General features: G+C 72.0%; 20 protein-coding genes. 16 read left to right on the forward strand and 4 right to left on the reverse strand.

Translation table 11 applies throughout. From position 1 onward, the window contains the following. Positions 1 to 108: 108 nt before the first annotated feature. Positions 109 to 1,551, forward strand: a complete 1,443-nt coding sequence (locus V3C34_RS09790; protein ID WP_068324690.1) for an APC family permease — start codon at positions 109 to 111, stop codon at positions 1,549 to 1,551. Positions 1,552 to 1,698: 147 nt separating this feature from the next. On the opposite strand, the gene V3C34_RS09795 is transcribed toward V3C34_RS09790, so the two are convergent. Further along, positions 1,699 to 4,134, reverse strand: coding sequence for a DNA topoisomerase IV subunit A (locus V3C34_RS09795; protein ID WP_346006918.1), 2,436 nt, complete (start codon positions 4,132 to 4,134; stop codon positions 1,699 to 1,701). Between the two features lie 131 nt (positions 4,135 to 4,265). On the opposite strand from V3C34_RS09795, the gene V3C34_RS09800 reads away from it, so the two are divergent. The 4 genes from V3C34_RS09800 to V3C34_RS09815 are packed head-to-tail and all read left to right on the forward strand — an operon-like array spanning position 4,266 to position 9,406. Continuing rightward, complete coding sequence (locus V3C34_RS09800) at positions 4,266 to 6,947, forward strand: bifunctional GNAT family N-acetyltransferase/acetate--CoA ligase family protein (RefSeq protein ID WP_068324685.1); 2,682 nt, start codon at positions 4,266 to 4,268, stop codon at positions 6,945 to 6,947. A gap of 12 nt (positions 6,948 to 6,959) precedes the next feature. Next, the gene (locus V3C34_RS09805) at positions 6,960 to 7,565 is read left to right on the forward strand and encodes a DUF5998 family protein (RefSeq protein WP_068421860.1); all 606 of its coding nucleotides are present in this window, start codon (positions 6,960 to 6,962) and stop codon (positions 7,563 to 7,565) included. A gap of 4 nt (positions 7,566 to 7,569) precedes the next feature. Next, positions 7,570 to 8,715 (forward strand): nucleotide pyrophosphatase/phosphodiesterase family protein, encoded by a 1,146-nt coding sequence (locus tag V3C34_RS09810; RefSeq protein ID WP_346006920.1) that lies wholly within the window; start codon positions 7,570 to 7,572, stop codon positions 8,713 to 8,715. Between the two features lies 1 nt (position 8,716). Continuing rightward, the gene (locus V3C34_RS09815; protein WP_346006922.1) at positions 8,717 to 9,406 is read left to right on the forward strand and encodes a thymidine kinase; all 690 of its coding nucleotides are present in this window, start codon (positions 8,717 to 8,719) and stop codon (positions 9,404 to 9,406) included. A 10-nt stretch (positions 9,407 to 9,416) separates the two neighbouring features. Here the strand turns inward: V3C34_RS09815 and sepH are convergent, their stop codons facing one another. Next, on the reverse strand, positions 9,417 to 10,694 hold the full coding sequence (sepH, locus tag V3C34_RS09820; protein ID WP_346006923.1) for a septation protein SepH: 1,278 nt from the start codon (positions 10,692 to 10,694) through the stop codon (positions 9,417 to 9,419). Positions 10,695 to 10,786: 92 nt separating this feature from the next. Here sepH and V3C34_RS09825 point away from each other — a divergent pair, with 92 nt between their 5' ends. The 7 genes from V3C34_RS09825 (at position 10,787) to V3C34_RS09855 (ending at position 15,477) form a co-directional block, all read left to right on the forward strand. Continuing rightward, positions 10,787 to 11,896, forward strand: coding sequence for a ferrochelatase (locus V3C34_RS09825; RefSeq protein ID WP_346006925.1), 1,110 nt, complete (start codon positions 10,787 to 10,789; stop codon positions 11,894 to 11,896). A gap of 1 nt (position 11,897) precedes the next feature. Continuing rightward, positions 11,898 to 12,758, forward strand: coding sequence for an inositol monophosphatase family protein (locus tag V3C34_RS09830; RefSeq protein ID WP_082817024.1), 861 nt, complete (start codon positions 11,898 to 11,900; stop codon positions 12,756 to 12,758). 131 nt (positions 12,759 to 12,889) lie between these two features. Next, positions 12,890 to 13,189: a DUF4193 domain-containing protein gene (locus tag V3C34_RS09835; RefSeq protein WP_068317285.1), complete on the forward strand. Its 300-nt coding sequence runs from the start codon at positions 12,890 to 12,892 to the stop codon at positions 13,187 to 13,189. Between the two features lie 3 nt (positions 13,190 to 13,192). Beyond that, positions 13,193 to 13,675, forward strand: a complete 483-nt coding sequence (gene dut / locus V3C34_RS09840) for a dUTP diphosphatase (protein ID WP_068324665.1) — start codon at positions 13,193 to 13,195, stop codon at positions 13,673 to 13,675. Beyond that, the gene (locus V3C34_RS09845) at positions 13,675 to 14,412 is read left to right on the forward strand and encodes a DUF3710 domain-containing protein (protein WP_346006928.1); all 738 of its coding nucleotides are present in this window, start codon (positions 13,675 to 13,677) and stop codon (positions 14,410 to 14,412) included. The genes dut and V3C34_RS09845 overlap by 1 nt, the downstream gene beginning before the upstream one ends. Next, the gene (locus V3C34_RS09850; RefSeq protein ID WP_346006929.1) at positions 14,412 to 14,777 is read left to right on the forward strand and encodes an OB-fold nucleic acid binding domain-containing protein; all 366 of its coding nucleotides are present in this window, start codon (positions 14,412 to 14,414) and stop codon (positions 14,775 to 14,777) included. Before V3C34_RS09845 ends, V3C34_RS09850 begins: the two co-directional genes overlap by 1 nt. Beyond that, positions 14,770 to 15,477, forward strand: a complete 708-nt coding sequence (locus tag V3C34_RS09855) for a DUF3159 domain-containing protein (protein WP_346006931.1) — start codon at positions 14,770 to 14,772, stop codon at positions 15,475 to 15,477. The genes V3C34_RS09850 and V3C34_RS09855 overlap by 8 nt, the downstream gene beginning before the upstream one ends. Before the next feature lie 3 nt (positions 15,478 to 15,480). Here V3C34_RS09855 and V3C34_RS09860 read toward each other — a convergent pair whose 3' ends face one another. Further along, positions 15,481 to 16,167: a potassium channel family protein gene (locus tag V3C34_RS09860; RefSeq protein WP_068324654.1), complete on the reverse strand. Its 687-nt coding sequence runs from the start codon at positions 16,165 to 16,167 to the stop codon at positions 15,481 to 15,483. Further along, positions 16,167 to 16,832: a potassium channel family protein gene (locus V3C34_RS09865; RefSeq protein WP_068324651.1), complete on the reverse strand. Its 666-nt coding sequence runs from the start codon at positions 16,830 to 16,832 to the stop codon at positions 16,167 to 16,169. The genes V3C34_RS09860 and V3C34_RS09865 overlap by 1 nt, the downstream gene beginning before the upstream one ends. A gap of 85 nt (positions 16,833 to 16,917) precedes the next feature. On the opposite strand from V3C34_RS09865, the gene V3C34_RS09870 reads away from it, so the two are divergent. The 4 genes from V3C34_RS09870 (at position 16,918) to V3C34_RS09885 (ending at position 23,622) form a co-directional block, all read left to right on the forward strand. Beyond that, entirely contained in the window at positions 16,918 to 18,879 is a 1,962-nt protein-coding gene (locus tag V3C34_RS09870; protein ID WP_068423076.1) for an APC family permease, read from the forward strand. Then, complete coding sequence (locus V3C34_RS09875) at positions 18,876 to 20,177, forward strand: class I SAM-dependent RNA methyltransferase (RefSeq protein ID WP_068324648.1); 1,302 nt, start codon at positions 18,876 to 18,878, stop codon at positions 20,175 to 20,177. The genes V3C34_RS09870 and V3C34_RS09875 overlap by 4 nt, the downstream gene beginning before the upstream one ends. Positions 20,178 to 20,291: 114 nt before the next feature. Next, the gene (locus V3C34_RS09880; RefSeq protein WP_068324646.1) at positions 20,292 to 23,099 is read left to right on the forward strand and encodes an aconitate hydratase; all 2,808 of its coding nucleotides are present in this window, start codon (positions 20,292 to 20,294) and stop codon (positions 23,097 to 23,099) included. A 79-nt stretch (positions 23,100 to 23,178) separates the two neighbouring features. Then, a complete protein-coding gene (locus tag V3C34_RS09885) occupies positions 23,179 to 23,622 on the forward strand; it encodes a hypothetical protein (RefSeq protein WP_346006934.1) in 444 nt (147 codons plus the stop codon). Positions 23,623 to 23,660 lie beyond the last annotated feature (38 nt).

The raw sequence follows: 23,660 nt of genomic DNA on the forward strand, positions 1-23,660 counted from the left end.
TGCGACCGATCTCGGCGCGTCGGAGCGTCAGTGGTTGCACGAGACGGTGGCGTGGGTCACGGTTAGGGGATTGGTACGCACCAGCGTGCCCCGACCCAGGGAGGACCCATGACCGACGTCGCCACCTCGGACCGCGACGCAGGCGAGGAGCCCACCGAGCTCAAGCGGGTCATGGGACCCAGGCTCCTGCTGCTCTTCATCGTCGGCGACATCCTCGGTACCGGTGTCTACGCCCTGACCGGCGATGTCGCCGCGGAGGTGGGCGGGGCCGCGTGGGCTCCCTTCATCGCGGCCTTCGTCGTGGCCACCATCACGGCACTGTCCTACCTCGAGCTCGTGACGAAGTACCCGCAGGCCGGCGGTGCCGCGACCTTCGTGCACAAGGCCTTCGGCCTGCACTTCGTCACCTTCATCGTCGCCTTCGCCGTCATGTGCTCCGGCATCACCTCGGCCTCGACAGCCTCCAGCGCCTTCGCGGGCTTCCTGCGGGACGGTCTCGGTGTGGGCTGGGAGGACGGCTCAACGCCGCTGCTGCTCATCGCCCTCGGCTTCATGACGATCATCGCGCTCATCAACTTCCGGGGCGTGGGCGAGAGCGTCAAGGCCAACGTCGTCCTGACCTGCGTCGAGCTCTCCGGCCTCCTGCTCATCATCTTCGTCGGCCTCTACGCCGTCACCCAGGACAAGGCCGACTTCTCCCGGGTCGTCGTCTTCGAGAGCGCGAGCGACAAGAGCGTCTTCATCTCGATCTCCATGGCCACGGCCCTGGCGTTCTTCGCGATGGTCGGGTTCGAGGACTCCGTCAACATGGCCGAGGAGACCCACGAGCCGTCCAGGATCTTCCCCAAGGTCATGCTCTCGGGTCTGGCGATCACCGGCATCATCTACGTGCTCGTCTCGATCACCGCCGTGGCGCTCGTCCCGGTCGACCAGCTCGTCGGTGGCGAGAAGTCCGCGCTCACCCAGGTCGTCGCGACCGGTGCCCCCGGCCTGCCCTTCGACAAGATCTTCCCCTTCATCGGGATGTTCGCTGTCGCCAACTCCGCCCTGATCAACATGCTCATGGCCTCGCGCCTCGTCTACGGCATGGCCCGGCAGGAGGTCCTGCCCCCCGGCATGGGACTGGTGCACAAGAAGCGCCGGACGCCGTGGGCCGCGATCATCTTCACGACCCTCGTCGCGTACGGGCTGATCACCTACGTCGTGCTCGGCAGCGACAGCCCGGTCGTCAAGCTGCTCGGGGGCACCACGGCGCTGCTGCTGCTCGCGGTCTTCACCGTCGTCAACATCGCGGTGCTCGTGCTGCGCCGCGAGCCGGTCGGCCACCAGCACTTCCGCACCCCGACGTTCATGCCGATCCTCGGAGCCCTCACCTGCGCCTTCCTCGTCGGCCCGTGGGCCCGCAGCGAGGAGCAGCAGGAGCAGTACGTCATCGCCGGCGGCATGCTGGCGCTCGGCGTGCTGCTGTGGGTCGTCACCTGGTTCCTCAACCGCGCGCTGTACGCGAAGAAGACGTTCATCCGCGACCCGGAGCACATCGACCACGAGTGAGCCGCACGGCGAAGGGGGCGGGGCCGGATCACCGGCCCGCCCCCCTTCGTCGTGCCGGGAGGTCTGCATTGCCCTAGGGGAATGCACCATCGTGACGTCGAGACCGTGCATTGCCCTAGGGGAATGCAGTCTCGGGGGTGGTCAGCGTCAGAGGGAGCCGATGCCGCCGATCACGGCGGTGGCGGGGGTGCCGGAGCCGTCGCGGCGCCCCTCCGCCTCCGGGAGGGTGATCGCGACGCCGTTGGGCTGGGCGGCGCGAGCGCCGGAGCGGCCGACCCAGGCCGTGGTCAGGGCGTCCTCGCCCTTGAGGAACCTGTGGGCGCGCACGCCCCCGGTCGCCCGGCCCTTGCCCGGGTACTCGTCGAAGGGGGTGACCTTCCACGAGCCGGGGTCGGTGCCGGGCAGCGCGGCGGAGGAGCCGGAGACGGTGACGACGATGTTGTCGTAGTTGAGGTCCACCGCCCCGAAGAAGACGACCTGCGCCCCGTCGGTCAACCGGACGCCGGCCACGCCGCCGCCGCCGCGGCCCTGCGGCCGCACGTCGCTGGCGGGGAAGTGCAGCAGGCTCGCCTGGCTCGTGACGAAGACGAGCTCCTCCTCGCCCGTGGTCAGCTCGACGGCCCCGACGACGCGGTCGCCGTCCTTGAGCGAGATCGCCTCCCAGGAGCTGCCCCTGGGGTAGTCGGTGCCCACCCGCTTGACGACGCCGTGGGCGGTGCCGAGCGCCAGGCCGGGGGAGTCGGGCGACAGGCTCATCAGGGTCAGCGGGGCCTCGTCGCCGGGCAGGTCGACGTAGGCCGCGAGCGGTGCGCCGCCGGAGAGGTTGGGGGCGCCGTTGGAGGGCGGCAGGGTGGGCAGCTCGAGGGCGCCCAGGCGAACGACCCGGCCGGTCGAGGTGACGACGGCGACCTCGCCGCGCGCGCTCGTGCGGACCGCGGCGACGATCGCGTCGTGCTTGCTGCGGCCGCCCTCGCGGCTCAGCGGCTCGTCCCCGCTCGTGCGCGCGAGGAGCCCGGTGCTCGACAGCAGGACCCAGCACGGGTCGTCGGCGACCTCGAGCGGGGACGTCGCGGTGGCCGGGGCACCCGCGGACTCGAGCAGCACCGTGCGACGCGGGTCGCCGTGCTCCTTGGCGACGGCGGCCAGCTCGGAGGAGATGAGGCGGGTCATGACCTTGGGGTCGCCGAGGATCTCCTCGAGCTCGGCGATCTGCTCGAGCAGCTCGCCCTGCTCCTTCTCCAGCTCGAGCCGGGAGAACTTCGTCAGGCGGCGCAGCTGCAGGTCGAGGATGAAGCTCGCCTGCACCTCGGACAGGTCGAAGACCGCCTGCAGGCGCTTCCGGGCGATCGTCGCGTCGTCGCTGGAGCGGATGACCTGGATGACCTCGTCGATGTCGAGGATCGCGATGAGCAGGCCCTCGACGAGGTGCAGCCGCTCGCGCCGCTTGGCGAGTCGGTACTCGCTGCGGCGGCGCACGACGTCCCGCCGGAAGTCGACGTAGACGGTGAGCAGCTCCTTCAGCCCCATGGTCCGGGGCTGGCCGTCGACGAGCGCGACGTTGTTGATGGAGAAGGAGTCCTCCATCGGCGTGAGCTTGTACAGCTGCTCGAGGACGGCGTCGGGGTTGAAGCCGTTCTTGATCTCGATCACCAGCTGCATGCCCGAGACGCGATCGGTGAGGTCCTTGACGTCGGCGATGCCCTGCAGCTTCTTGGACTGGACGGCGTCCTTGATCTTCTCGATGACCTTCTCGGGGCCGACGAGGTAGGGCAGCTCGGTGACGATGATGCCCTGGCGGCGGGGTGAGACCTTGTCGATGCGGGTCGTCGCCCGGGTGCGGAAGCTGCCGCGCCCGGTGAGGTAGGCGTCCCGGATGCCGTCGAGCCCGATGATCCGCCCGCCACCGGGCAGGTCGGGGCCGGGGACGAACTTCATGAGGTCGTCGAGGCTCGCGTCGGGGTGGGTCAGCAGGTGCCGGGCGGCACCGACGACCTCGACGAGGTTGTGCGGGGGCATGTTGGTCGCCATGCCGACGGCGATGCCGGTCGTGCCGTTGACGAGGAGGTTGGGGTAGGCGGCGGGCAGGACCTCGGGCTGGAGGAGCTGGTCGTCGTAGTTGGGGACGAAGGGGACGGTGTCCTCACCGAGCCCGGTGACCATGAGCAGCGCGGCCGCGGCCATGCGGGCCTCGGTGTAGCGGCTCGCCGCGGGGCCGTCGTCGAGCGAGCCGAAGTTGCCGTGGCCGTCGACGAGGGGCAGGCGCATCGAGAAGGGCTGGGCGAGGCGCACGAGCGCGTCGTAGATCGCGGTGTCGCCGTGGGGGTGGTACTTGCCCATGACCTCGCCGACGACGCGGGAGGACTTCACGTGGCCGCGCTCGGGTCGTAGGCCCATCTCGCTCATCGAGAAGAGGATCCGTCGGTGCACCGGCTTCAGGCCGTCGCGGGCGTCGGGGAGGGCGCGAGCGTGGATCACCGAGTAGCTGTACTCGAGGAAGGCATTGCGCATCTCGTCCGCGACGTCGATGTCGACGATCCGCTCGGGGGCGTCGGCGGGCGGAGTGGCGGCAGGACGGCGGGCCATGCGGGTGGGGGGCTCCTCGTGGGGATGGTGCTCGAACCGTCCCATCCTCCCCCCTTCGTCCCCGTACGGGCGGCACCGACACACGTGGGGGACCGACCACGCCGCACGGGAGCCCGTGGCAGGATTGAGCCATGACCGAGCTCCCCGCGGGCTACCCGGTGCTGGCCGAGGCCGATGTCGTCCTGCGCGACGGCTCGGTGTGCCGGCTGCGGCCCATCAGGCCCTCCGACGCGGACGCCGTGCGCCGCTTCCACGCCGGGCAGTCCGACGAGTCGATCTACCTGCGCTTCTTCGCGCCGATGCGCAACCTCAGCGACCGCGACGTCAAGCGGTTCACCGAGCTGGACTACCACGACCGCATGGCGCTCGTGGCGACGATCCGCGACGACATCATCGGCATCGGCCGCTACGACAGGGTGAGCGAGCACTCCGCCGAGGTCGCCTTCAACATCTCCGACCACTACCAGGGCAAGGGGATCGGCTCGGTCCTGCTCGAGCACCTCGCGGCGATCGCGCAGTCGCACGACATCACCGCCTTCGAGGCCGAGGTCCTGCCGCACAACCGCAAGATGCTGCGCGTCTTCTCCGACGCCGGCTACCAGGTCACCCGCCACCTCGAGGACGGCGTGGTGTCCGTCCACTTCGACATCGAGCCGACCGCGGAGTCGCTGTCGGTGCGCTTCGCCCGCGAGCACCGCGCCGAGGCGCAGAGCGTGCGGGCCATGCTCCACCCGCAGTCGGTCGCCGTCGTCGGCGCCAGCCGGCGCGAGCGCGCCATCGGCCACCAGGTGCTCAAGCAGATCCTCGACGGCGGCTTCACCGGCGCGGTCCACGCGATCAACCCCGAGGCCGGCGAGATCCTCGGTCTGGACGCCGTCCGGTCGGTGGGCGAGGTCGAAGGGGGAGTGGACCTGGCCGTCATCGCCGTCCCGGCGGAGCGGGTCCCGCGGATCGTCGGCGAGTGCGCGGCGGCCGGCGTCAAGACCCTGCTGATCATCTCCTCCGGCTTCGCGGAGGTCGACGAGCACGGCGCCCGGATGCAGCAGGAGGTGCTGCGGCTGGCCCGCAGCAACGGCATGCGCGTCGTCGGGCCCAACTCCTTCGGCCTCATCAACAACGACCCCGCGGTGAGCCTCAACGCGACCCTCACGTCGGTGATCCCGCGACCCGGCTACCTCGGTCTCTTCTCGCAGAGCGGCGCGCTGGCCATCGCCAACCTCGACTCGGCCGCCCGCCGCAACCTCGGCATCTCGGTCTTCGCCTCCGCCGGCAACCGGGTCGACGTCTCCGGCAACGACCTCATGCAGTACTGGGTCGACGACGAGCGGACCCACGCGGTCGGCCTCTACCTCGAGTCGATGGGCAACCCGCGCAAGTTCTCGCGCATCGCCCGCCACCTCGCCACCAACAAGCCGGTCATCGTCGTCAAGCCGGCGTCTGCGGGCTACGGCGCCCCTCCCGGGCACAAGGTGCGCAAGCCCAAGGTCAAGCAGCACGCCTTCGCGGCCATGCTCGAGCAGGCCGGTGTCATCCACTGCGAGAACGTCCACCAGATGTTCGACGTCGCCCAGCTCCTCGTGCACCAGCCGCTGCCGGCCGGTCGCCGGGTGGCCATCGTCGGCAACTCCAGCCAGCTCGCGGCGCTGTGCGCGGACAACGCCACCGAGCGCGGGCTCGAGGTCACCCACGGGCCGGTGGCCGTGCGCACCGAGGCGACGGCCGCGGAGTTCCGCGAGGCGGTCGGTGCGGCCTTCGCCGACCCCGAGGTCGACTCGGTCGTCGTGTGCTTCATCCCGCCGGTGGGTGCGCTCGACCAGGAGGTCGTCGAGGCCCTGCGCGAGGCCGCCTCCACCTCCGACAAGCCCTGCGTCGCCACCCTGCTCGGCATGCGCGGTGTCGACATGGCCGGCGACCCAAGCTTCCTCCACGAGCTCGGCGAGTTCCCCGACGACGCCCCGCGGCAGGCGGTGCCGCTGTACGCCATGCCCGAGGAGGCCATCCGGGCGCTCGCGGCCGCGACCGACTACGGCGCCTGGCGCGACAAGGACAAGGGCGAGACCGTCGTGCGCGAGGGCATCGACCGCTGGGCGGTGCGCCACCTGCTCGACCGGGTCCTCGAGGAGGACCCGGAGGGCCGTGCGCTCACGACCGACGAGGCCCATGAGCTCCTCTCCGCGTACGGCATCCAGGTGTGGCCGCGGATCGAGGTCGACAGCGTCGAGGAGGCCGTCGCCGCCGCGGAGCAGGTCGGCTACCCGGTCGTCGTGAAGTCGCTCTCGCCGCTCGTCCGGGGCCAGGCCGTGCTCGAGGGCATCCGTGTCGACCTGCCCGACGCCGACGCGGTGCGGGTGGCCTACGAGACCCTCGACCGTCGGCTCGCCCCGATGGACGCCAACTACCTCGTCGTGCAGCGCATGGCCGGTCCCGGCGTCGCGACCGTGCTGTCGACGATCGAGGACCCGCTCTTCGGGCCCGTCGTCTCCTTCAGCATCGCCGGTGCCCCGACCAAGCTGCTCGACGACATCGCCTACCGCATCCCGCCGCTCACCGACGTCGACACCCGCGAGCTCATCCAGGACATCAAGACCGCGCCGCTGCTCATGGGGCACGGCGGCGCCGCCCCCGTCGACCTGGCCGCGCTCGAGGACGTCCTCGGCCGGCTGTCGGTCATGTCCGACGACTTCCTCGAGCTGTCGTCCGTCGAGCTCAACCCGGTCATCGCGCACCCGAGCGGGGTGACCGTGCTCGGGGCAGACATCATGATCACGCCGGCCCACCGGCGCATCGACCCCGACGCGCGGAGCATGACCTGAGGCTGGGGCACAATGGCGAGCATGCCCGCTCCTTCCGACCTCACGGCCATCACGCTGCCTGACGAACTCACCGCCGACATCGAGCGCGCCGGCTACTACCCGGCGCTCGTCGCGGACGTCATCAAGGCGGCCGTGGGTGCAGAGGAGGTCCACGGGCACCTGGTGCACCAGGAGACGACCTTCGACCAGGACACGGTCCGGCGCCACATCACCGTCTTCGCCCGGACCGCGTCCCGACTCGTCATCGCACACGCCGACGACTACCCCGACCACTTCTCGGGTGCCCAGGAGATCGCGACGGCGACGACGGAGTGCATCCCGCTGTCGTCGGTGCGTGGCGTCATGCTCACCCACGTCGTCGGCGACCCCTCGAGCTATGTCCCCGGCTCGCTCGGCCGCGAGCTGACGCTCACCGTCGGCTGGGGCGCGGTCAGCCGCGTCGACCTGCTCCCCGCCCAGTGCTCCGACCCGGACTGCGACGGGGGCGACCACGGCTACGAGGGCACGGTCACCAGCGACGACATCGCGCTGCGGATCAGCGCCGAGGCCGAGGGCCGGACGGCGCTGGACCGGGCCACCGAGTTCGCCAGGGACCTCTCGGCGAGCATCGGGCGCTGACGTCGTGGGCGCGACGCCGCTGCTCGTGACCACCCCGCGCCTCGACCGGCTCCTGCCCGCCGTCGCCACCAGCCTGGCGGTCCCTGCGCTGGCGAAGGGGGGAGACCGCCCCCTGCGGCCCGCCCGCCGGTCCGTCGTCGTCCTCGTCGACGGTCTCGGCGCCCAGCTCCTCGCGCGCCGGGCCGGGCACGCCCCCTTCCTGCGCGGGCTGCTGCAGCAGCCGGACGCCGCGATGACCCTCGACTGCGGCTTCCCGTCGACCACGGCGACGTCGATGGGCACCTTCGGCACCGGCGCGCTCGCCGGCACGCACGGCCTCGTCGGCTACGAGGCCTACGACCCCGAGACGGACACCGTCTTCAACGAGCTGTCCTGGGAGGACGGGCCCGAGCCGCACCGCTGGCAGCCCGCCCCGACCGTCTTCGAGGCCGCGGACGCCGCGGGCGTCGCGGTGACCCGCATCGGTCCGGGCTACTTCGACGGCTCCGGGCTCACCGAGGCGGCGCTGCGCGGTGGTCGGTTCGTCGCCGCCCGCAGTCTGGCCGCCAGGGTGGACGCGACGGTGACCGCCGTGCGTGCGCAACCACGCTCGCTCGTCTACCTGTACTGGGGCGACCTGGACAAGATCGGCCACGTCCACGGCTGCGACTCGCAGGAGTGGGTCGCCGAGCTCGAGGAGGTCGACGCCCAGCTGGCGCGCCTGGCCGCGCTGCTCCCCGCGGACACCTCCCTGCACATCACCGCCGACCACGGGATGGTCGACGTGCCGCTCGACGCCCGCCCGGACATCGCGACCGATGGCGAGCTCGACGCCGGGGTGCGGCACGTCGCGGGCGAGCCCAGGTGCGTCCAGCTGCACGTGCGCCCCGGGGCCCTCGACGACGTGCTCGCCACTTGGCGGGCCCGGCTCGGGCAGGACGCCCTCGTCCTCACGGCGGACGAGGCCATCGCCGCGGGGTGGTTCGGGACGGTGAGCGAGACGGTGCGGCCGCGCATCGGTGACGTCATCGCCGCCATGACCGGCCCGACCGCCGTGCAGGACTCGCGCCGGCACCGACCGGAGCTGCGCGCCCTCCTCGGTGTCCACGGCTCGATCACCGCGGACGAGGTCGCCATCCCGTGGCTGGCGCTCGACGCCCGGGAGCAGTGACGTGGCCGAGCTGACCTTCTTCGCGGGGACGATGGACTGCGGCAAGTCGACCCTCGCGCTGCAGATGGACCACAACCACCGGGCCCGCGGACGCGTCGGGCTGGTCTTCACCCGGCTCGACCGCGCGGGGGAGGCCCGACTGTCCTCCCGGCTCGGGCTCGACGTCCCTGCGATCGAGGTCACCGAGGACCTCGACTTCTGGGAGACCGTCGTCGGGCACCTCACCGCAGGCGGTCGCGTGGACCACCTCATCTGCGACGAGGCGCAGTTCTACACGCCGGGTCAGGTCGAGCAGCTCGCCCGGGTCGTCGACGAGCTCGACATCGAGGTCTTCGCCTTCGGCATCACGAGCGACTTCCGCACCGAGCTCTTCCCCGGCAGCCGTCGGCTCATCGAGCTCGCGGACCGCACGCAGGCCCTGCAGGTCTCGGCGCTGTGCTGGTGCGGCCGCCGGGCGACGCACAACGCCCGGGTCGTCGACGGCGTCATGGTCGTCGAGGGCGACCAGGTGGTCGTCGGTGACACGGCCCCGGTCGAGCCCGGGGCCGCGGAGCCGGAGGTCGAGTACGAGGTCCTCTGCCGCCGCCACCACATGCGCCGGATGAACTCCGTCGCCGCGCAGGCGGCCGCGCTCTCCGCCGATGTGCTGCCCTTCGACCTCGACGCCTGCCCGGTCCCGCCGCCGGGCTGACGAGCCGCGCTCAGTCGCGCGTCGTCCCGAACATCACGTCGTCCCAGCTCGGCACCCTCGGGCGTCCCTTGCGACCGCGCGCGCCCTTGCCCGCGTCGCTCGTGTCGTCGGCCGGCGCGTCGTCCCCGGACGTCGCCTCGGGCTGCGTCTTGGTCTTCGGCTCTGTGGTCTTCGGCTCGGTCTCCGGCTGCGCCTTCGCAGCAGCGGTCGCTGCCGGTTCCGCGACGGCCTCGGGCTCGGGCTCGGGTACGACCTCGGCCACGGGCTCGGCCTCGGGCTCGGGATCCGCGGTCGGCATGGGCGTGGCCACCTGCTCCGGCTCGGCCTTCATCTCGGCGGCCGGGGCTTCCTCGTCGCGCTCCTCCGGCTCCGGCCCAGCGGCAGCGGGTGCGGGCGCGGGTGCAGGCGCGGCGGACGGGGCGAGGGTGGCCCCCTTCGCCTCCTCGAGGTCACGCGGGTGGGTGCCGCGTGCGGGCGGGGGGACCTCCTCGGCGGTCTCGAGCGGTAGCGGCTCCTCGGTGGACGTCGGTCCGGCCTCGGCGCGCGGTTTGCGCCGCCCGCCGCGACGACGGTTCTTGGCGCCCGAGTGCTCGCGCATCGAGGTGACGAGGTCGTCGGTGCCGACGCGGGTGGTGCGCTCGACCTTGGTCTCCTCGACCTCGACGTCGAAGACCGCGGTCGGGCGGTGCACGGCGGTCGGGACCGGGCCGGACGGGGTGTCGGCCTCGGAGAGCCACTTGGCCTCGTCGTTCCGGGCGACGACGCTCATGCCGGCGAGGTCGAACCACCACGTCGCCGTGCGCTCGCGACCGCCGGCGGCGAAGGTCGCGGACACCGTCCACTGGCCCTCCGCGTCGCGGGAGGCGTCCCACAGCACCGACGACGCCTCGACGCCGCGCCCGGTGAGCCGCGTCGCGGCGCGCTGCGCGAGCGTCTCGGGGGAGCCGGCCTGGTTGGTGCCGCGCAAGCGGACGGCCTGGGCGCGCGAGGCGACGTGCTCGCGCTCGGCGAGCACCGGACCCTCGAAGCGGGCGATCTTGTCCAGGTCCCACCCCGTGCGCGCGGAGACCTCTTCGGCGGATGCGCCGGCCCGGATCATCGCCTGAACCTCGGCCGGGCGCACGTTGTTGTCGATGGCGATCTGCAGCTGACCCAGCCTGGGTCGGTCCCGCCGCGCGGCGGCACGCAGCGGCTCGTCGATCCGCAGCCGGAACTCCTCGCCGGTGTCGTCGGTCACGACGAGGTGCTCACCGTCGTCGTGCACCCCGATGAGTCGTAGGTCGCGCATCACAGATCCCTCTCGTCCAGCCGTACTGCCACGACTCTGCCACCTGCCCGGGGGGATCCGGCAACGCACACGCCGCGCGTTACCTTGTCTGCATGCCCAACGATTCCTCCGAGCACCCCCTCAGCCCCTATGACGGCGTGCTGCTCCAGTCCTTCGGTGGTCCGGAGGGGCCGGACGAGGTCCTGCCCTTCCTCCGCCGCGTCACGGCCGGGCGGGGTGTGCCCGACGAGCGCCTCGTCGAGGTCGGCTCCCACTACGAGCGCGTCGGCGGCGTCAGCCCGCTGCCCGCCCTCAACCGTCGGCTCGTCGCCGACCTGACCGCCGAGCTGGCGGCCCGCGAGTGCCCGCTGCCGGTCGTCCTCGGCAACCGCAACTCCGCCCCCTTCGTCACGGACGCGCTCGACGAGCTCCAGGCGAGGGGTGCCCGGCGGGTCCTCGTCGTGCCGACCAGTGCCTGGCGCAGCTACTCCTCCTGCCGCCAGTACCGCGAGGGCCTGGCCGACGCGGTCGACGGGAGGGACGGGCTCGTCCTGGACAAGGTCCGACCCTTCGGTGAGCTGCCGGGGTTCGTGGCGACCGTCGCGCGCGACACGGTCGAGGCGGCCCGCGCCGCGGTCGCCGACGTCGGTGCCGATGCCGTCGCCCTGCTCTACGTGACCCACTCCATCCCGGACGCGATGGACGAGACCTCCGGGCCGGGTGATGGTGACGGGCGCGCCTACTCGGGCGACCAGGCGGAGGCCGCCGCGGCGATCACCGCCGAGGTCGACGCGGTCCTCGGCACCGACCTGCCCGCGGGCCTCGCCTTCTGCTCGCGCTCGGGCTCCCCGCGCACCCCGTGGCTCGAGCCGGACGTCAACGACCGCCTGCGTGAGCTGGCCGACGAAGGGGTGCGCCACGTGGTCGTCGTGCCGATCGGCTTCGTCTCCGACCACATGGAGGTCACCCACGACCTCGACTTCGAGGCCGCCGCGACGGCCGAGGAGGTCGGCCTGGACATGACCCGCGTCGCGACGCCGGGCACCGACCCCGCCTTCGTCGCCGGTCTCGTCGACCTGATGCTCGAGCGTGCCGCCCAGGCCCGCGGCGAGCAGCCGGTGCGAGCGACCTGGCGCGACCTCGACTCCCACCCGGCCGTCTGCCCCGTCGGGTGCTGCCCCAACCTGCGCGAGGCCCGCCCCGCGCTCTGCGGGTCGGACTGACGTGGACCGGCTGCCCGCCGGCGTCGACCCCGCCGAGCTCGCCGACATCGCCCTGAAGGTCGCCGTGGAGGCGGGTGTGCTCGTCGTCGACGACCGCCCCCGCGACCTCGGCGTCGCCGAGACCAAGTCCTCGGCGACCGACGTCGTCACGGTCATGGACCAGCGCAGCCAGGACCTGCTGCTGCGCCGGCTCGGGGAGCTGCGCCCGCAGGACGGCTTCCACGGTGAGGAGCGCGGCGCGCGGACCGGTACGTCCGGGATCACCTGGGTCGTCGACCCGATCGACGGCACGGTGAACTACCTCTACGAGATCCCTGCCTATTGCGTCTCCGTCGCCGCGGTCCTCGGCGACCCCTCGGTCGACGGGGCGTGGCGCCCGGTCGCCGGCGCCGTCGTCAACCCGCTGACGGGGGAGCGGTACACCGCCGCCCTCGGTGGGGGCGCGTGGCACCGTGTCGGGGACGGGCCGGCGCAGCGGCTCACGGTCGCCGACACCTCCCTCGACCAGGCGCTGTGCGGGACCGGCTTCGGCTACGACGCCGACCGACGGGCGTGGCAGGCCGCGGTGCTCACCCACGTCCTGCCGAGAGTGCGCGACATCCGCCGGATCGGCAGCGCCGCGCTCGACCTGTGCCGCGTGGCCGACGGGAGCCTCGACGTCCACTACGAGCGCGGTCTCAACCCCTGGGACATGGCCGCCGGGTGGCTCGTGGCGACCGAGGCCGGTGCGGTCGTCACCGACCTCGACGGTGGTCACCCGCGGGCGGGGTTCACGGTGGCCGGGCCGCCGGCCGCCCAGGGCTCGCTGCGCACCCTGCTGCGGTCCGCCGTGGAGCAGGTCGGACCCGAATCGGCCCGTTAGCGCGGAACGAGGTGGCGTCCCGCCGGTGGATGGGGCACAATCCGGCGCGCCGGGCACAAATTCAGCACCTGCTGCGTTGATGACGGCGCACGACCCACACTGCCCCGCTGACCCCCAAGGAATCAGGAGAGATGGCGACCGATTACGACGCCCCTCGCAAGACCGACGACGACCTGTCCGAGGACTCCATCGAGGAGCTCAAGTCCCGTCGCGGTGACGCGACCTCCGCAAACGTCGACGTCGACGAGACCGAGATGGCCGAAGGCTTCGAGCTGCCCGGCGCCGACCTCTCCGGTGAGGAGATGTCGGTGCGGGTCGTCCCGCGCCAGGCCGACGAGTTCACCTGCACGAGCTGCTTCCTCGTCCACCACCGCAGCCAGCTGGCGAGCGACGGCAAGAACGGCCCGGTCTGCACCGAGTGCGCTGCGTGACCCGTGGCTGACGGACCCCGTCAGGTCGCGGTACCGGTGCAGCTGCTGCACCGGCACGCCGTCGTGCCCGCGTACGCCAAGCACGGCGACGCGGGCGCGGACCTCAGCTCCGTCGCGGAGCTGACCCTCGAGCCCGGGGAGCGGGCCCTCGTGCCCACCGGGGTCGCGCTCGCGCTGCCCCACGGGTGGGTCGGCCTCGTGCACCCGCGCTCGGGACTGGCCGCGCGCCACGGGATCTCGGTCGCCAACGCCCCCGGGACCGTCGACTCCGGCTACCGGGGCGAGGTCCTCGTCAACCTCGTCAACCTCGACCCTCGGGAGTCCTTCACGGTGCGGGTCGGCGACCGGATCGCCCAGCTCGTGCTCCAGCAGGTGGGCGAAGGGGAGTTCCTCCCCCTCGATTCGCTTCCACCCAGCCCACGGGGCGAGACTGGACATGGATCAAGTGGGGGCTTCGGCCCACCCTCGAGGACAGGACGAGAGTGATGTTCGGGCGCAAGAAGAAGACTGCCGATGCCGACGTGGCGTCGACCGAGCAGGACACGACCACGCAGACCGCGGCCACGAGCGAGCCGGGGTCCTCGTCGCAGCCGCTGACGGCCGGTCCGCACGACATCTCCGACGTCGCTGACACGAGCACCCGGGTCGACCTGGGTGCCCTGCACCTGACGCCCGCGCCGGGCACCGAGCTGCGGCTCGAGGTCGACCAGAAGAACGACGAGGTCTCGGCCGCCCAGGTCGGCGACGACCACGGCGCCGTCCAGCTGCAGGTCTTCGCCGCCCCCCGCTCCTTCGGCATCTGGGACGAGATCCGCGAGGAGATCGCCGAGATGATCGGCGGCAACGGGGGCACCGTCGAGGAGGTCACCGGCCCCTTCGGCACCGAGCTGCGCGCCCGGCTGGCCCAGCCCGGACCCCAGGGACGCACCGTCTTCGCCCCAGTCGTCTTCGCCGGCGTCGACGGGCCGCGCTGGTTCCTGCGCGCCGTGTACTCCGGCGCCGCCGCCGTCGACGAGTCGGCCCGGGCGGCCCTCGACGAGGTCGTGCGATCGGTGGTCGTCGACCGCGGCGAGGAGCCGCGCGCACCGCGCGAGATGCTGCCCCTGACCATGCCGAGCACCCAGCGCGCGGCGCGCCCCGCCGCGGACGAGCCGGCCGACGCTCCCGTCGAGGACGACCTCAGGCCCTTCGAGCGCGGCCCCGAGATCACCGAGGTCCGCTGATGTCCGCCCTGCTGCGACGACTGGTCGACCTCACCCGGTCCGACGACGACCTCGCGGCGGGGGAGCTGCGCGAGGCCGCCCACGCCCACGGCTGCCGGCCCATCACCGACGAGACCGACCGCGAGGTGGTCACCGTGGCGGGCACGATCACTGCCGTCACGCTGCGCCCGCGGGCCACGGTCCCGGCCCTCGTCGCCGACCTCTACGACGGGTCGCACACCGTGCAGCTCGTGTGGCTCGGACGACGCAGCATCCGGGGGATCGACCCGGGGGCCTACCTCAAGGCCAGCGGGCTCATCTGCCGTCCCGAGGGGGAGCCGACGATCTACAACCCCGCCTACGAGCTGCTGACCCACCATGGCTGAGAGCGCCGGCGTCTCGATGCCGGTGCACCCGACGGTCGAGGCACTCATCCGCCATCGCCTCGGCGAGGCGCTCGGGGGGTTGCGCGGCTCGATCGAGACCGCGTTGCCGATGCTCGTCTTCGTCATCGCCTGGGCCGGGACGACGGACCGCGCCATCTCGCTCGGCTCGGCCGGGGCCGTGACGGCGGTGCTCGCCATCGCCCGGCTCGTGCAGCGGCAGACGCTGCAGTTCGTCCTCGGCTCGCTCGTCGCGACCGGCCTCGCAGCCTTCTTTGCCCTGCGCTCGGGGCAGGCTGAGGACGCCTTCCTGCCCGGCATCCTCACCTCGTGCGCCTACCTCGTCGGCTCGCTGCTCTCGGTCGTCGTGCGGTGGCCGGTCGTCGGGATCATGGTCGGCGTGGCCGACCAGGCGGCCGTCGCCGCGGGCGACCCCTTCCGCTGGCGGCGCAACGACGCCGCCGTGCGGGTCTGCACACGCCTGACGCTCGTGCTCGTCGCGGTCTACGTCATCCGCGTCGGGATCATGGGTCCGCTCTACCTCGCCGACAACCTCGCCGGGCTCACCGTGGCCAAGGTGCTCCTCGGCTGGCCCCTCTGGGCCGGAGCCGTGGCGGTCATGGGCGCGATGCTCCTCAAGGGACACACGCCGATCGACCCCGACGACGAGCTCGTCCAGCCGGTCGACGTCCGCCGCGCCTGACCCTCAGGGGGCAGGACGCCGGCGCGCCTTGGCGCCCGGCCGCAGCATCGCCTCGAGCTCCGGCTCGGCCTCGGCGGTCGTGAGGAGCAGCAGCTCGTCGTGCGCCTCGAGCGAGTCGTCCGCCGTCGGGCCGAAGGGCCGGCCGTCCCGGATGATCCCGACGAGCAGCGTGTCCGCCGGGAAGGTGATGTCGCCGACGCGCCGACCGACGTTGGGGTTGTCCGCCGGGAGGGTGATCTCGGTCATCGACGCGCTGCCCTGCTGGAAGTCGAAGATCCGCACGAGGTCACCCACGCTGACGGCCTCCTCGACGAGCGCCGTCATCAGGCGCGGTGTCGAGACGGCGACGTCGACGCCCCAGGACTCGTCGAACATCCACTCGTTCTTCGGGTTGTTGACGCGCGCGACCGTGCGCGGCACGCCGAACTCGGTCTTGGCGAGCAGCGAGACGACGAGGTTGGCCTTGTCGTCACCGGTCGCGGCGACGACGACGTCGCAGCCCTGGATCTCGGCCTCCTGGAGGGTCGAGATCTCGCAGGCGTCCCCCGAGAGCCAGCTGGCCTGCGGCACCTTGGCGACCCGGGCCTCGTCGGCGTCCCGGTCGATGAGCAGGATGGCGTGGTCGTTCTCGAGCAGCTCCTTGGCGATGGAGCGGCCGACCGACCCGGCACCGACGATGGCGACGCGCATCAGATCTCCTCCGTGGGGGCGGCGTCGAGGACGCGCTCGACGTCGTGGACGCGATCACGTGGGATGACCAGGTGCACGAGGTCGCCTTCCTGGTGGACGGTCTCGGGCGAAGGGAGCATCCCCTCGCCGAGTCGGGTGATGTAGGCGACCCGCGACCCGGTCGCCTCCTCGAGCGAGGTGAGGCGGCGGCCGACCCACGCGGGGGAGACGTGGATCTCGGCGACGACGAGTCGCCCGGAGGCATCGGTCATCTCGGGGGCCTGGCCCTGGGGGAGCAGCCGGCGCAGCACCTGGTCGGCGGTCCACCGGACCGTCGCGACCGTGGGGATGCCGAGGCGCTGGTAGACCTGCGCGCGGTCCGGGTCGTAGATGCGCGCGACGACGTGCTCGACGCCGAAGGTCTCGCGGGCCACCCGGGCCGCGAGGATGTTGGAGTTGTCACCGCTGGAGACGGCGGCGAGGGCGTAGGCCTGCTCGACCCCCGCCTGGACCAGGGTGTCCCGGTCGAAGCCGACGCCGGCGACCCGGCGGCCGCTGAAGTCGCTGCCGAGGCGGCGGAAGGCCGCGGGGTCCTGGTCGACGACCGCGACGTCGTGCCCGATGCGTTCGAGTGAGCGGGCGAGCGAGGCGCCGACGCGGCCGCAGCCCATGATGACGAAGTGCACGGGACGACGGTACCCCCGGGAGCAGGCCTACACTCGCGTGGTGTCTTCCGGACGACTCATCAAGCGCGTCCTCGTCGGCCGCGCCATGCGCAGCGATCACCTCGGCGAGACCCTGCTCCCCAAGCGCCTTGCGCTCCCCGTCTTCGCCAGCGACGCGCTCAGCTCCGTCGCCTACGCCCCTGACGAGATCCTGCTGACCCTCGGCCTGGCCGGTGGGGCGCTGGCGATGACCCACTCGTGGCCCGTCGCGCTCGCCGTCGTCGCCGTCATGGTGGTCGTCGTCGCGAGCTACCGCCAGAACGTGCACGCCTACCCCTCCGGGGGCGGCGACTACGAGATCGCCAGCACCAACCTCGGCCCCCGGGCGGGTCTGACGGTCGCGAGCGCCCTCCTCGTCGACTACGTGCTCACGGTCGCGGTCTCGATCTCCTCGGGCGTGCAGAACGCCGCGGCCGCCTTCGCCTGGTTGCGTGGCCACGAGGTCCTGGCCGCCGTCGTCCTCATCGCGGCGCTCACCGCGATGAACCTGCGCGGCGTGCGCGAGTCCGGCACGGCCTTCGCCGTCCCCACCTACCTCTTCATGCTGTCGGTCCTCGCGATGGCCCTCGTCGGCATCGTGCGTCGCACGACCGGCACCCTACCGTCGGCCGAGAGCGCCTCCCTGACGCTGGCGCCCGAGCCGGGGATGGAGCAGCTGGGCACACTGGCGATGGCCTTCCTGCTGCTGCGTGCCTTCAGCTCCGGCGCGGCGGCCCTGACCGGTGTCGAGGCGATCAGCAACGGTGTCCCGGCCTTCCGCAAGCCCAAGAGCAAGAACGCGGCGACGACCCTGCTGCTCATGGGCGCCGTCTCGGTGACGATGCTGCTGTCGATGATCGCGCTCGCCAGGTGGACCGGCGTCAAGATCGCCGACGACCCGGCCCAGCAGCTGCTCCGGGACGGTGTGCCGGTCGGTGACGGCTACGAGCAGCACACGGTCATGGCCCAGGTCGCGACCGCCGTCTTCGACGGCTTCCCTGCGGGCGTCGTCATCGTCTCGATCGTCACCGGCCTGATCCTCGTGCTCGCCGCCAACACCGCCTTCAACGGCTTCCCCGTGCTCGGCTCGATCCTGGCGCGTGACGGCCTCCTGCCCAGGCAGCTGCACACCCGGGGCGACCGGCTCGCCTTCTCCAACGGCATCATCCTGCTCGCGGGCGCGGCGGGGTCCCTCGTCATCATCTTCGACGCCAGCGTCACCCGGCTCATCCAGCTGTACATCGTCGGTGTCTTCGTCTCCTTCACGCTCAGCCAGACCGGCATGGTGCGGCACTGGAACCGCCACCTGGCGGTCGAGAAGGACCGGGCAGAGCAGCGGGCGATGCTGCGCCGTCGGGCGATCAACGCCGTCGGTGCCGCGATGTCCGGCACGGTCCTCGTCGTCGTCATCCTCACGAAGTTCATGCACGGCGCCGGGTTCGCCATGGCGGCCATGGCCGTCCTCTTCGTCCTGATGAGCGCGATCAGCCGCCACTACCAGCACGTCAGGGAGGAGCTCGCCGTGCCGGAGGGGGACACCAAGCACCAGCTCCTCCCCTCGCGCGTCCACGCGATCGTCCTCGTGAGCACGATCCACCGGCCCACGCTCCGGGCGGTCGCCTACGCTTCCGCGACGCGCCCCTCCCGCCTCGAGGCGGTGACGGTCGACGTCGACCACGAGGCGACCAAGGCCCTGCAGGCCGAGTGGGACCGGCGGGGGATCCCCGTGCCGCTCAAGGCCCTCGACTCGCCGTACCGCGAGATCACCCGGCCGGTCGTGGACTACGTCAAGTCGATCCGCTCGGGCAACCCGCGTGACCTCGTCGTCGTCTACATCCCGCAGTACGTGCTCGGCCACTGGTGGGAGCAGGCCCTGCACAACCAGTCCGCGCTGCGGCTGCGCAGTCGGCTGATCTTCACCCCGGGTGTCATGGTGTCCTCGGTGCCCTGGCAGCTCGCGAGCTCCGAGGGTGCCGAGGACAAGATGGACGGCCCGGTGGCCGGCGACGTGCGACGAGGTGGACTGTGACGAGTGCGGACGAGCTCACGACGGGCGACGAGGTGGAGGTCGAGGTCGGGCCGGTGGCCCACGGCGGCCACTGCGTGGCGCGGTACGAGGGGCGGGTCGTCTTCGTGCGGCACTCCCTGCCCGGTGAGCGGGTGCGCATCCGGGTCACCGAAGGGGGGCCCGGCGACCGCTTCCTGCGCGCCGACGCCATCGAGGTCCTTCAGGCCTCGCCGCACCGGGTCCCGGTGCGCTGTCCCGTCGCCGGACCCGGTGGGTGCGGCGGCTGCGACTTCCAGCACGTCTCCACCGCGTACCAGCGCGAGCTCAAGGCCGACGTCGTCGCCGAGCAGCTGCGCCGCCTGGCGGGGGAGGAGCGCCCGGTCGTCGTCGAGCCCCTCGACGACGACGACGGGCTGCGCTACCGCACCCGGGTCGAGTTCGCGGTCGCCGACGGGGTGGTCGGCCTGCGCCGGCACCGCAGCCACGACGTCATCCCGGTGACCGGGTGCCCGATCGCCGTGCCGGACGTCGACGCGGCGCTCGCGGAGACCCTCGCCGAGCTCGCGGTCGCCCCGTCGCAGCTGCGCGGCATCAGCGCCCTGGACGTCGTCGCGGCGTCGGGCGAGGCCGACACGGTCGTCGTCGAGGTGCCGACGGACCAGCCGACGCCGCCCATCGACATCACCGAGGTCGTGCGCACCGACGCGGGGGAGCGCGCGATGGGCGTCGACGCCCGCGGCTTCTGGCAGGTCCACCGCGACGCCCCGCGCGCCTTCGTCGAGACCGTCCTCGCCGCGGCCGGTGTCCGCGAGGGCGAGCGCGTGCTCGACCTCTACAGCGGCGTCGGCCTCTTCTCCGTCCCCCTCGCCGAGGCCGTCGGCCGGGACGGCCAGCTCGTCGCCGTCGAGTCCGACCGGCGCGCGGTGGACCACCTGCGCGACAACCTCGCCGGCCACCCCTGGGCGCTCGTCGTGCCGGGCCGGGTGGACGACCTGCTCGGTGTGGCCCGCAAGGGCCGTCGTCGCGGGCCGCGCCGGCCGGCGCGCTCCGACCTGCTGCCGCCGAGCGCGGACGTCATCGTCCTCGACCCGCCCCGCACGGGGGCCGGCCGCGAGGTCGTCGCCGCGCTCACCTCCCTTCGTCCCCGCCGCCTGGTCTACGTGGCCTGCGACCCGGCGGCCCTCGCCCGCGACACCGCCTACCTCGCCGACCTCGGGTACGCGCTGGTGGGCCTGCGCGCCCTGGACGCCTTCCCGATGACCCACCACGTCGAGTGCATCGCGACCTTCGAGACGAAGGGGGAGGACGCGCAGCCGTGACGTGCGGCCGGGTTTGCGCAAGAGTGGCAGGGAGCGGCGGGCGGCCCCGGGGCCGTCGACGCCCTGTGATAGTTTTATCTTGACGTCAAGATAACCACGACAGAGGAGTCGACTGTGGCCAGTGCGAACACCTTCAACGCCAAGGACCAGCTCACCGTCGGTGACGAGTCCTACGAGATCTACCGGATCGACGCCGTCGAGGGGTCCAAGGACCTGCCGTACAGCCTCAAGGTCCTGCTGGAGAACCAGCTGCGGACCGAGGACGGCGAGAACGTCACCGCCGATCACATCACCGCGCTCGGGTCCTGGGACAAGGACGCCCAGCCGAGCACCGAGATCCAGTTCACGCCCGCCCGCGTGATCATGCAGGACTTCACGGGCGTGCCCTGCGTCGTCGACCTTGCCACCATGCGCGAGGCCGTCGCCGAGCTCGGTGGCGACCCGACGAAGATCAACCCGCTCGCGCCCGCCGAGCTGGTCATCGACCACTCCGTGCAGATCGACGAGTTCGGGACCGCCGGGGCCTTCGCGCACAACGTCGACCTCGAGTACGAGCGCAACAACGAGCGCTACCAGTTCCTGCGCTGGGGCCAGACCGCCTTCGACGACTTCAAGGTCGTCCCGCCGGGCACCGGCATCGTGCACCAGGTCAACATCGAGCACCTGGCCCGCGTCACGATGACCCGTGACGGCGTCGCCTACCCCGACACCTGCGTCGGCACCGACTCGCACACGACGATGGAGAACGGCCTGGGCGTCCTCGGCTGGGGCGTCGGCGGCATCGAGGCCGAGGCCGCGATGCTCGGCCAGCCGGTCTCCATGCTCATCCCGCGCGTGGTCGGCTTCAAGCTCTCCGGGGCCATCCCGGCCGGCGCGACCGCGACCGACGTCGTCCTCACGATCACCGAGATGCTGCGTGACCACGGTGTCGTCGGCAAGTTCGTCGAGTTCTACGGCGAGGGCGTCGCGGAGGTGCCGCTCGCCAACCGCGCCACCATCGGCAACATGAGCCCCGAGTTCGGCTCGACCGCCGCGATGTTCCCCATCGACGACGTCACCCTCGAGTACCTGCGCCTCACCGGCCGCTCCGAGCAGCAGGTCGCGCTCGTCGAGGCCTACGCCAAGACGCAGGGCATGTGGCTCGACCCGTCCGTCGAGCCGCGCTTCTCCGAGTACCTCGAGCTCGACCTGTCGACGGTCGTGCCCTCGATCGCCGGCCCGAAGCGTCCGCAGGACCGCATCGAGGTCAGCCGCGCCAAGGAGCAGTTCCGTGGCGACCTGAAGAACTACGTCGTCGACGGCAACGGCATCGAGAAGTCCTCGGTCGACCAGGAGCTCGTCGGCACCTTCCCCGCCTCCGACTCCCCGAGCCACGACGCGCTCGAGTCCTCCGAGAGCGCCGGACGGCCGTCGCACTCGCAGCCCCGGTCCAACGGTGACCGCGCCACCAACCCGGCGAAGGCCGTCATCGACGGCACCGAGGTCGAGATCGACCACGGCCACGTCGTCATCGCCTCGATCACGAGCTGCACCAACACGTCCAACCCGTCGGTGATGATGGCGGCCGCGATGCTCGCCAAGAACGCCGTCGAGCGCGGCCTGCAGGTCAAGCCGTGGGTCAAGACGTCGATGGCGCCCGGCTCCAAGGTCGTCACCTCGTACTACGAGAAGGCCGGCATGTGGCCCTACCTCGAGAAACTGGGCTACCACCTCGTCGGCTACGGCTGCACGACCTGCATCGGCAACTCGGGCCCGATCATCGAGGAGGTCTCCGAGGCGGTCAACGCCAACGACCTCGCGGTGACCTCGGTCCTCTCGGGCAACCGCAACTTCGAGGGGCGCATCAACCCCGACGTGAAGATGAACTACCTCGCGTCGCCGCCGCTCGTCATCGCCTACGCCCTCGCCGGCACGATGGACTTCGACTTCGAGACCGAGGCCCTGGGCCAGGACCCCGACGGCAAGGACGTCTTCCTGCGTGACCTCTGGCCGGCCCCGGCCGACGTCCAGGGCGTCATCGACGAGGCCGTCAACCAGGAGATGTTCGTCGAGAAGTACGCCGACGTCTTCGCCGGTGACGAGCGCTGGACCTCGCTGGAGACCCCGGAGGGCAACACCTTCGAGTGGGCGCAGGAGTCGACGTACGTGCGCAAGCCCCCGTACTTCGACGGGATGACCAAGGAGGTCGACGCGGTCGAGGACATCTCGGGTGCGCGCGTGCTCGCCAAGCTCGGCGACTCGGTCACGACCGACCACATCAGCCCGGCCGGCGCGATCAAGGCCGACAGCCCGGCGGGCGTCTACCTCGCCGAGCACGGTGTCGAGCGCAAGGACTTCAACTCGTACGGCTCGCGCCGTGGCAACCACGAGGTGATGATCCGCGGCACCTTCGCCAACATCCGGCTGAAGAACCTGCTGCTCGACGGCGTCGAGGGTGGCTTCACCCGCGACTTCCTGAACGGTGGCGAGCAGACGACGATCTTCGAGGCCTCCGAGAAGTACATCGAGGCCGGCGTCCCGCTCGTCGTCCTGGCGGGCAAGGAGTACGGCTCCGGCTCCTCGCGTGACTGGGCCGCCAAGGGCACCCGTCTGCTCGGCGTCCGCGCCGTCATCGCCGAGTCCTACGAGCGCATCCACCGCTCCAACCTCATCGGCATGGGCGTCATCCCGCTCCAGTTCCCGGAGGGCCAGAACGCCGACTCGCTCGGCCTGGACGGCACCGAGACCTTCGACTTCACGGGCATCACCGAGCTGAACAACGGCTCGACCCCGAAGACCGTCAAGGTCACGGCGACCAAGGGCGATGCGGACGGGAGTGCTGTGACCTTCGATGCCGTCGTGCGCATCGACACCCCCGGCGAAGCGGACTACTACCGCAACGGCGGCATCCTGCAGTACGTGCTGCGCTCGCTCGTCGGCTGACGAGGCGCGCACGGCGAAGGGGGACGTCCATCGGGCGTCCCCCTTCGTCATGTCGCCACGACGGCGTACACTCGAACACATGTTCGATCAGCAGGAGCGTCCGCCCGTGCGGACCGCGCTGCCCGGGTCACCCGGCGCGCAGACCGCCGCGGCCGGGACGAAGGGGGGACCGCCCGGCTGGCCGGACCGGGTCCCGCCGCCCGGCGTCCGCGGGTGGCAGCCGGCGATCACCTCGTGGCTGCTCGACCTCTGCCCGTCCGAGTACCGCGGTCACGCCGTCCTGCGTCGGCACCCGGTCGCCCTGGCCTGGCTCGCCGAGCTGCACGTCCAGGCGCAGGTCGAGGCGATGCGGCAGGCGTACCGGACGGTCCGCGTCGACCTCGCCGAGGTGCTGCCCGACGGCACCGTCGATGCCCTGCTCGTCTGCCTCGAGCACGAGGGGCTGCGGCTGCGCGCCGCGCAGCGCTCGATCGTCCTCGTCCGGGAGGCGCTCGACGGCAACGTCTTCGTCGAGCGGTTGTGACCCCCTTCGACGCCGTCGTCGTCGTGGGCGGTCGGGGT

The organism is Janibacter terrae (assembly GCF_039636765.1).
Classification (GTDB): Bacteria; Actinomycetota; Actinomycetes; order Actinomycetales; family Dermatophilaceae; genus Janibacter; species Janibacter terrae.

Excerpts from the sequence above, each read along its gene's own strand:
- sepH (WP_346006923.1), bottom strand. The coding sequence starts at position 10,694 with ATGCGCGACCTACGACTCATCGGGGTGCACGACGACGGTGAGCACCTC.
- V3C34_RS09800 (WP_068324685.1), top strand. The coding sequence starts at position 4,266 with ATGACCGAGCTCCCCGCGGGCTACCCGGTGCTGGCCGAGGCCGATGTC.
- V3C34_RS09855 (WP_346006931.1), top strand. The coding sequence starts at position 14,770 with ATGGCTGAGAGCGCCGGCGTCTCGATGCCGGTGCACCCGACGGTCGAG.
- V3C34_RS09790 (WP_068324690.1), top strand. The coding sequence starts at position 109 with ATGACCGACGTCGCCACCTCGGACCGCGACGCAGGCGAGGAGCCCACC.
- V3C34_RS09845 (WP_346006928.1), top strand. The coding sequence starts at position 13,675 with ATGTTCGGGCGCAAGAAGAAGACTGCCGATGCCGACGTGGCGTCGACC.
- V3C34_RS09885 (WP_346006934.1), top strand. The coding sequence starts at position 23,179 with ATGTTCGATCAGCAGGAGCGTCCGCCCGTGCGGACCGCGCTGCCCGGG.
- V3C34_RS09805 (WP_068421860.1), top strand. The coding sequence starts at position 6,960 with ATGGCGAGCATGCCCGCTCCTTCCGACCTCACGGCCATCACGCTGCCT.
- V3C34_RS09870 (WP_068423076.1), top strand. The coding sequence starts at position 16,918 with ATGCGCAGCGATCACCTCGGCGAGACCCTGCTCCCCAAGCGCCTTGCG.
- V3C34_RS09795 (WP_346006918.1), bottom strand. The coding sequence starts at position 4,134 with ATGGCCCGCCGTCCTGCCGCCACTCCGCCCGCCGACGCCCCCGAGCGG.
- V3C34_RS09860 (WP_068324654.1), bottom strand. The coding sequence starts at position 16,167 with ATGCGCGTCGCCATCGTCGGTGCCGGGTCGGTCGGCCGCTCCATCGCC.
- V3C34_RS09825 (WP_346006925.1), top strand. The coding sequence starts at position 10,787 with ATGCCCAACGATTCCTCCGAGCACCCCCTCAGCCCCTATGACGGCGTG.
- V3C34_RS09850 (WP_346006929.1), top strand. The coding sequence starts at position 14,412 with ATGTCCGCCCTGCTGCGACGACTGGTCGACCTCACCCGGTCCGACGAC.
- V3C34_RS09835 (WP_068317285.1), top strand. The coding sequence starts at position 12,890 with ATGGCGACCGATTACGACGCCCCTCGCAAGACCGACGACGACCTGTCC.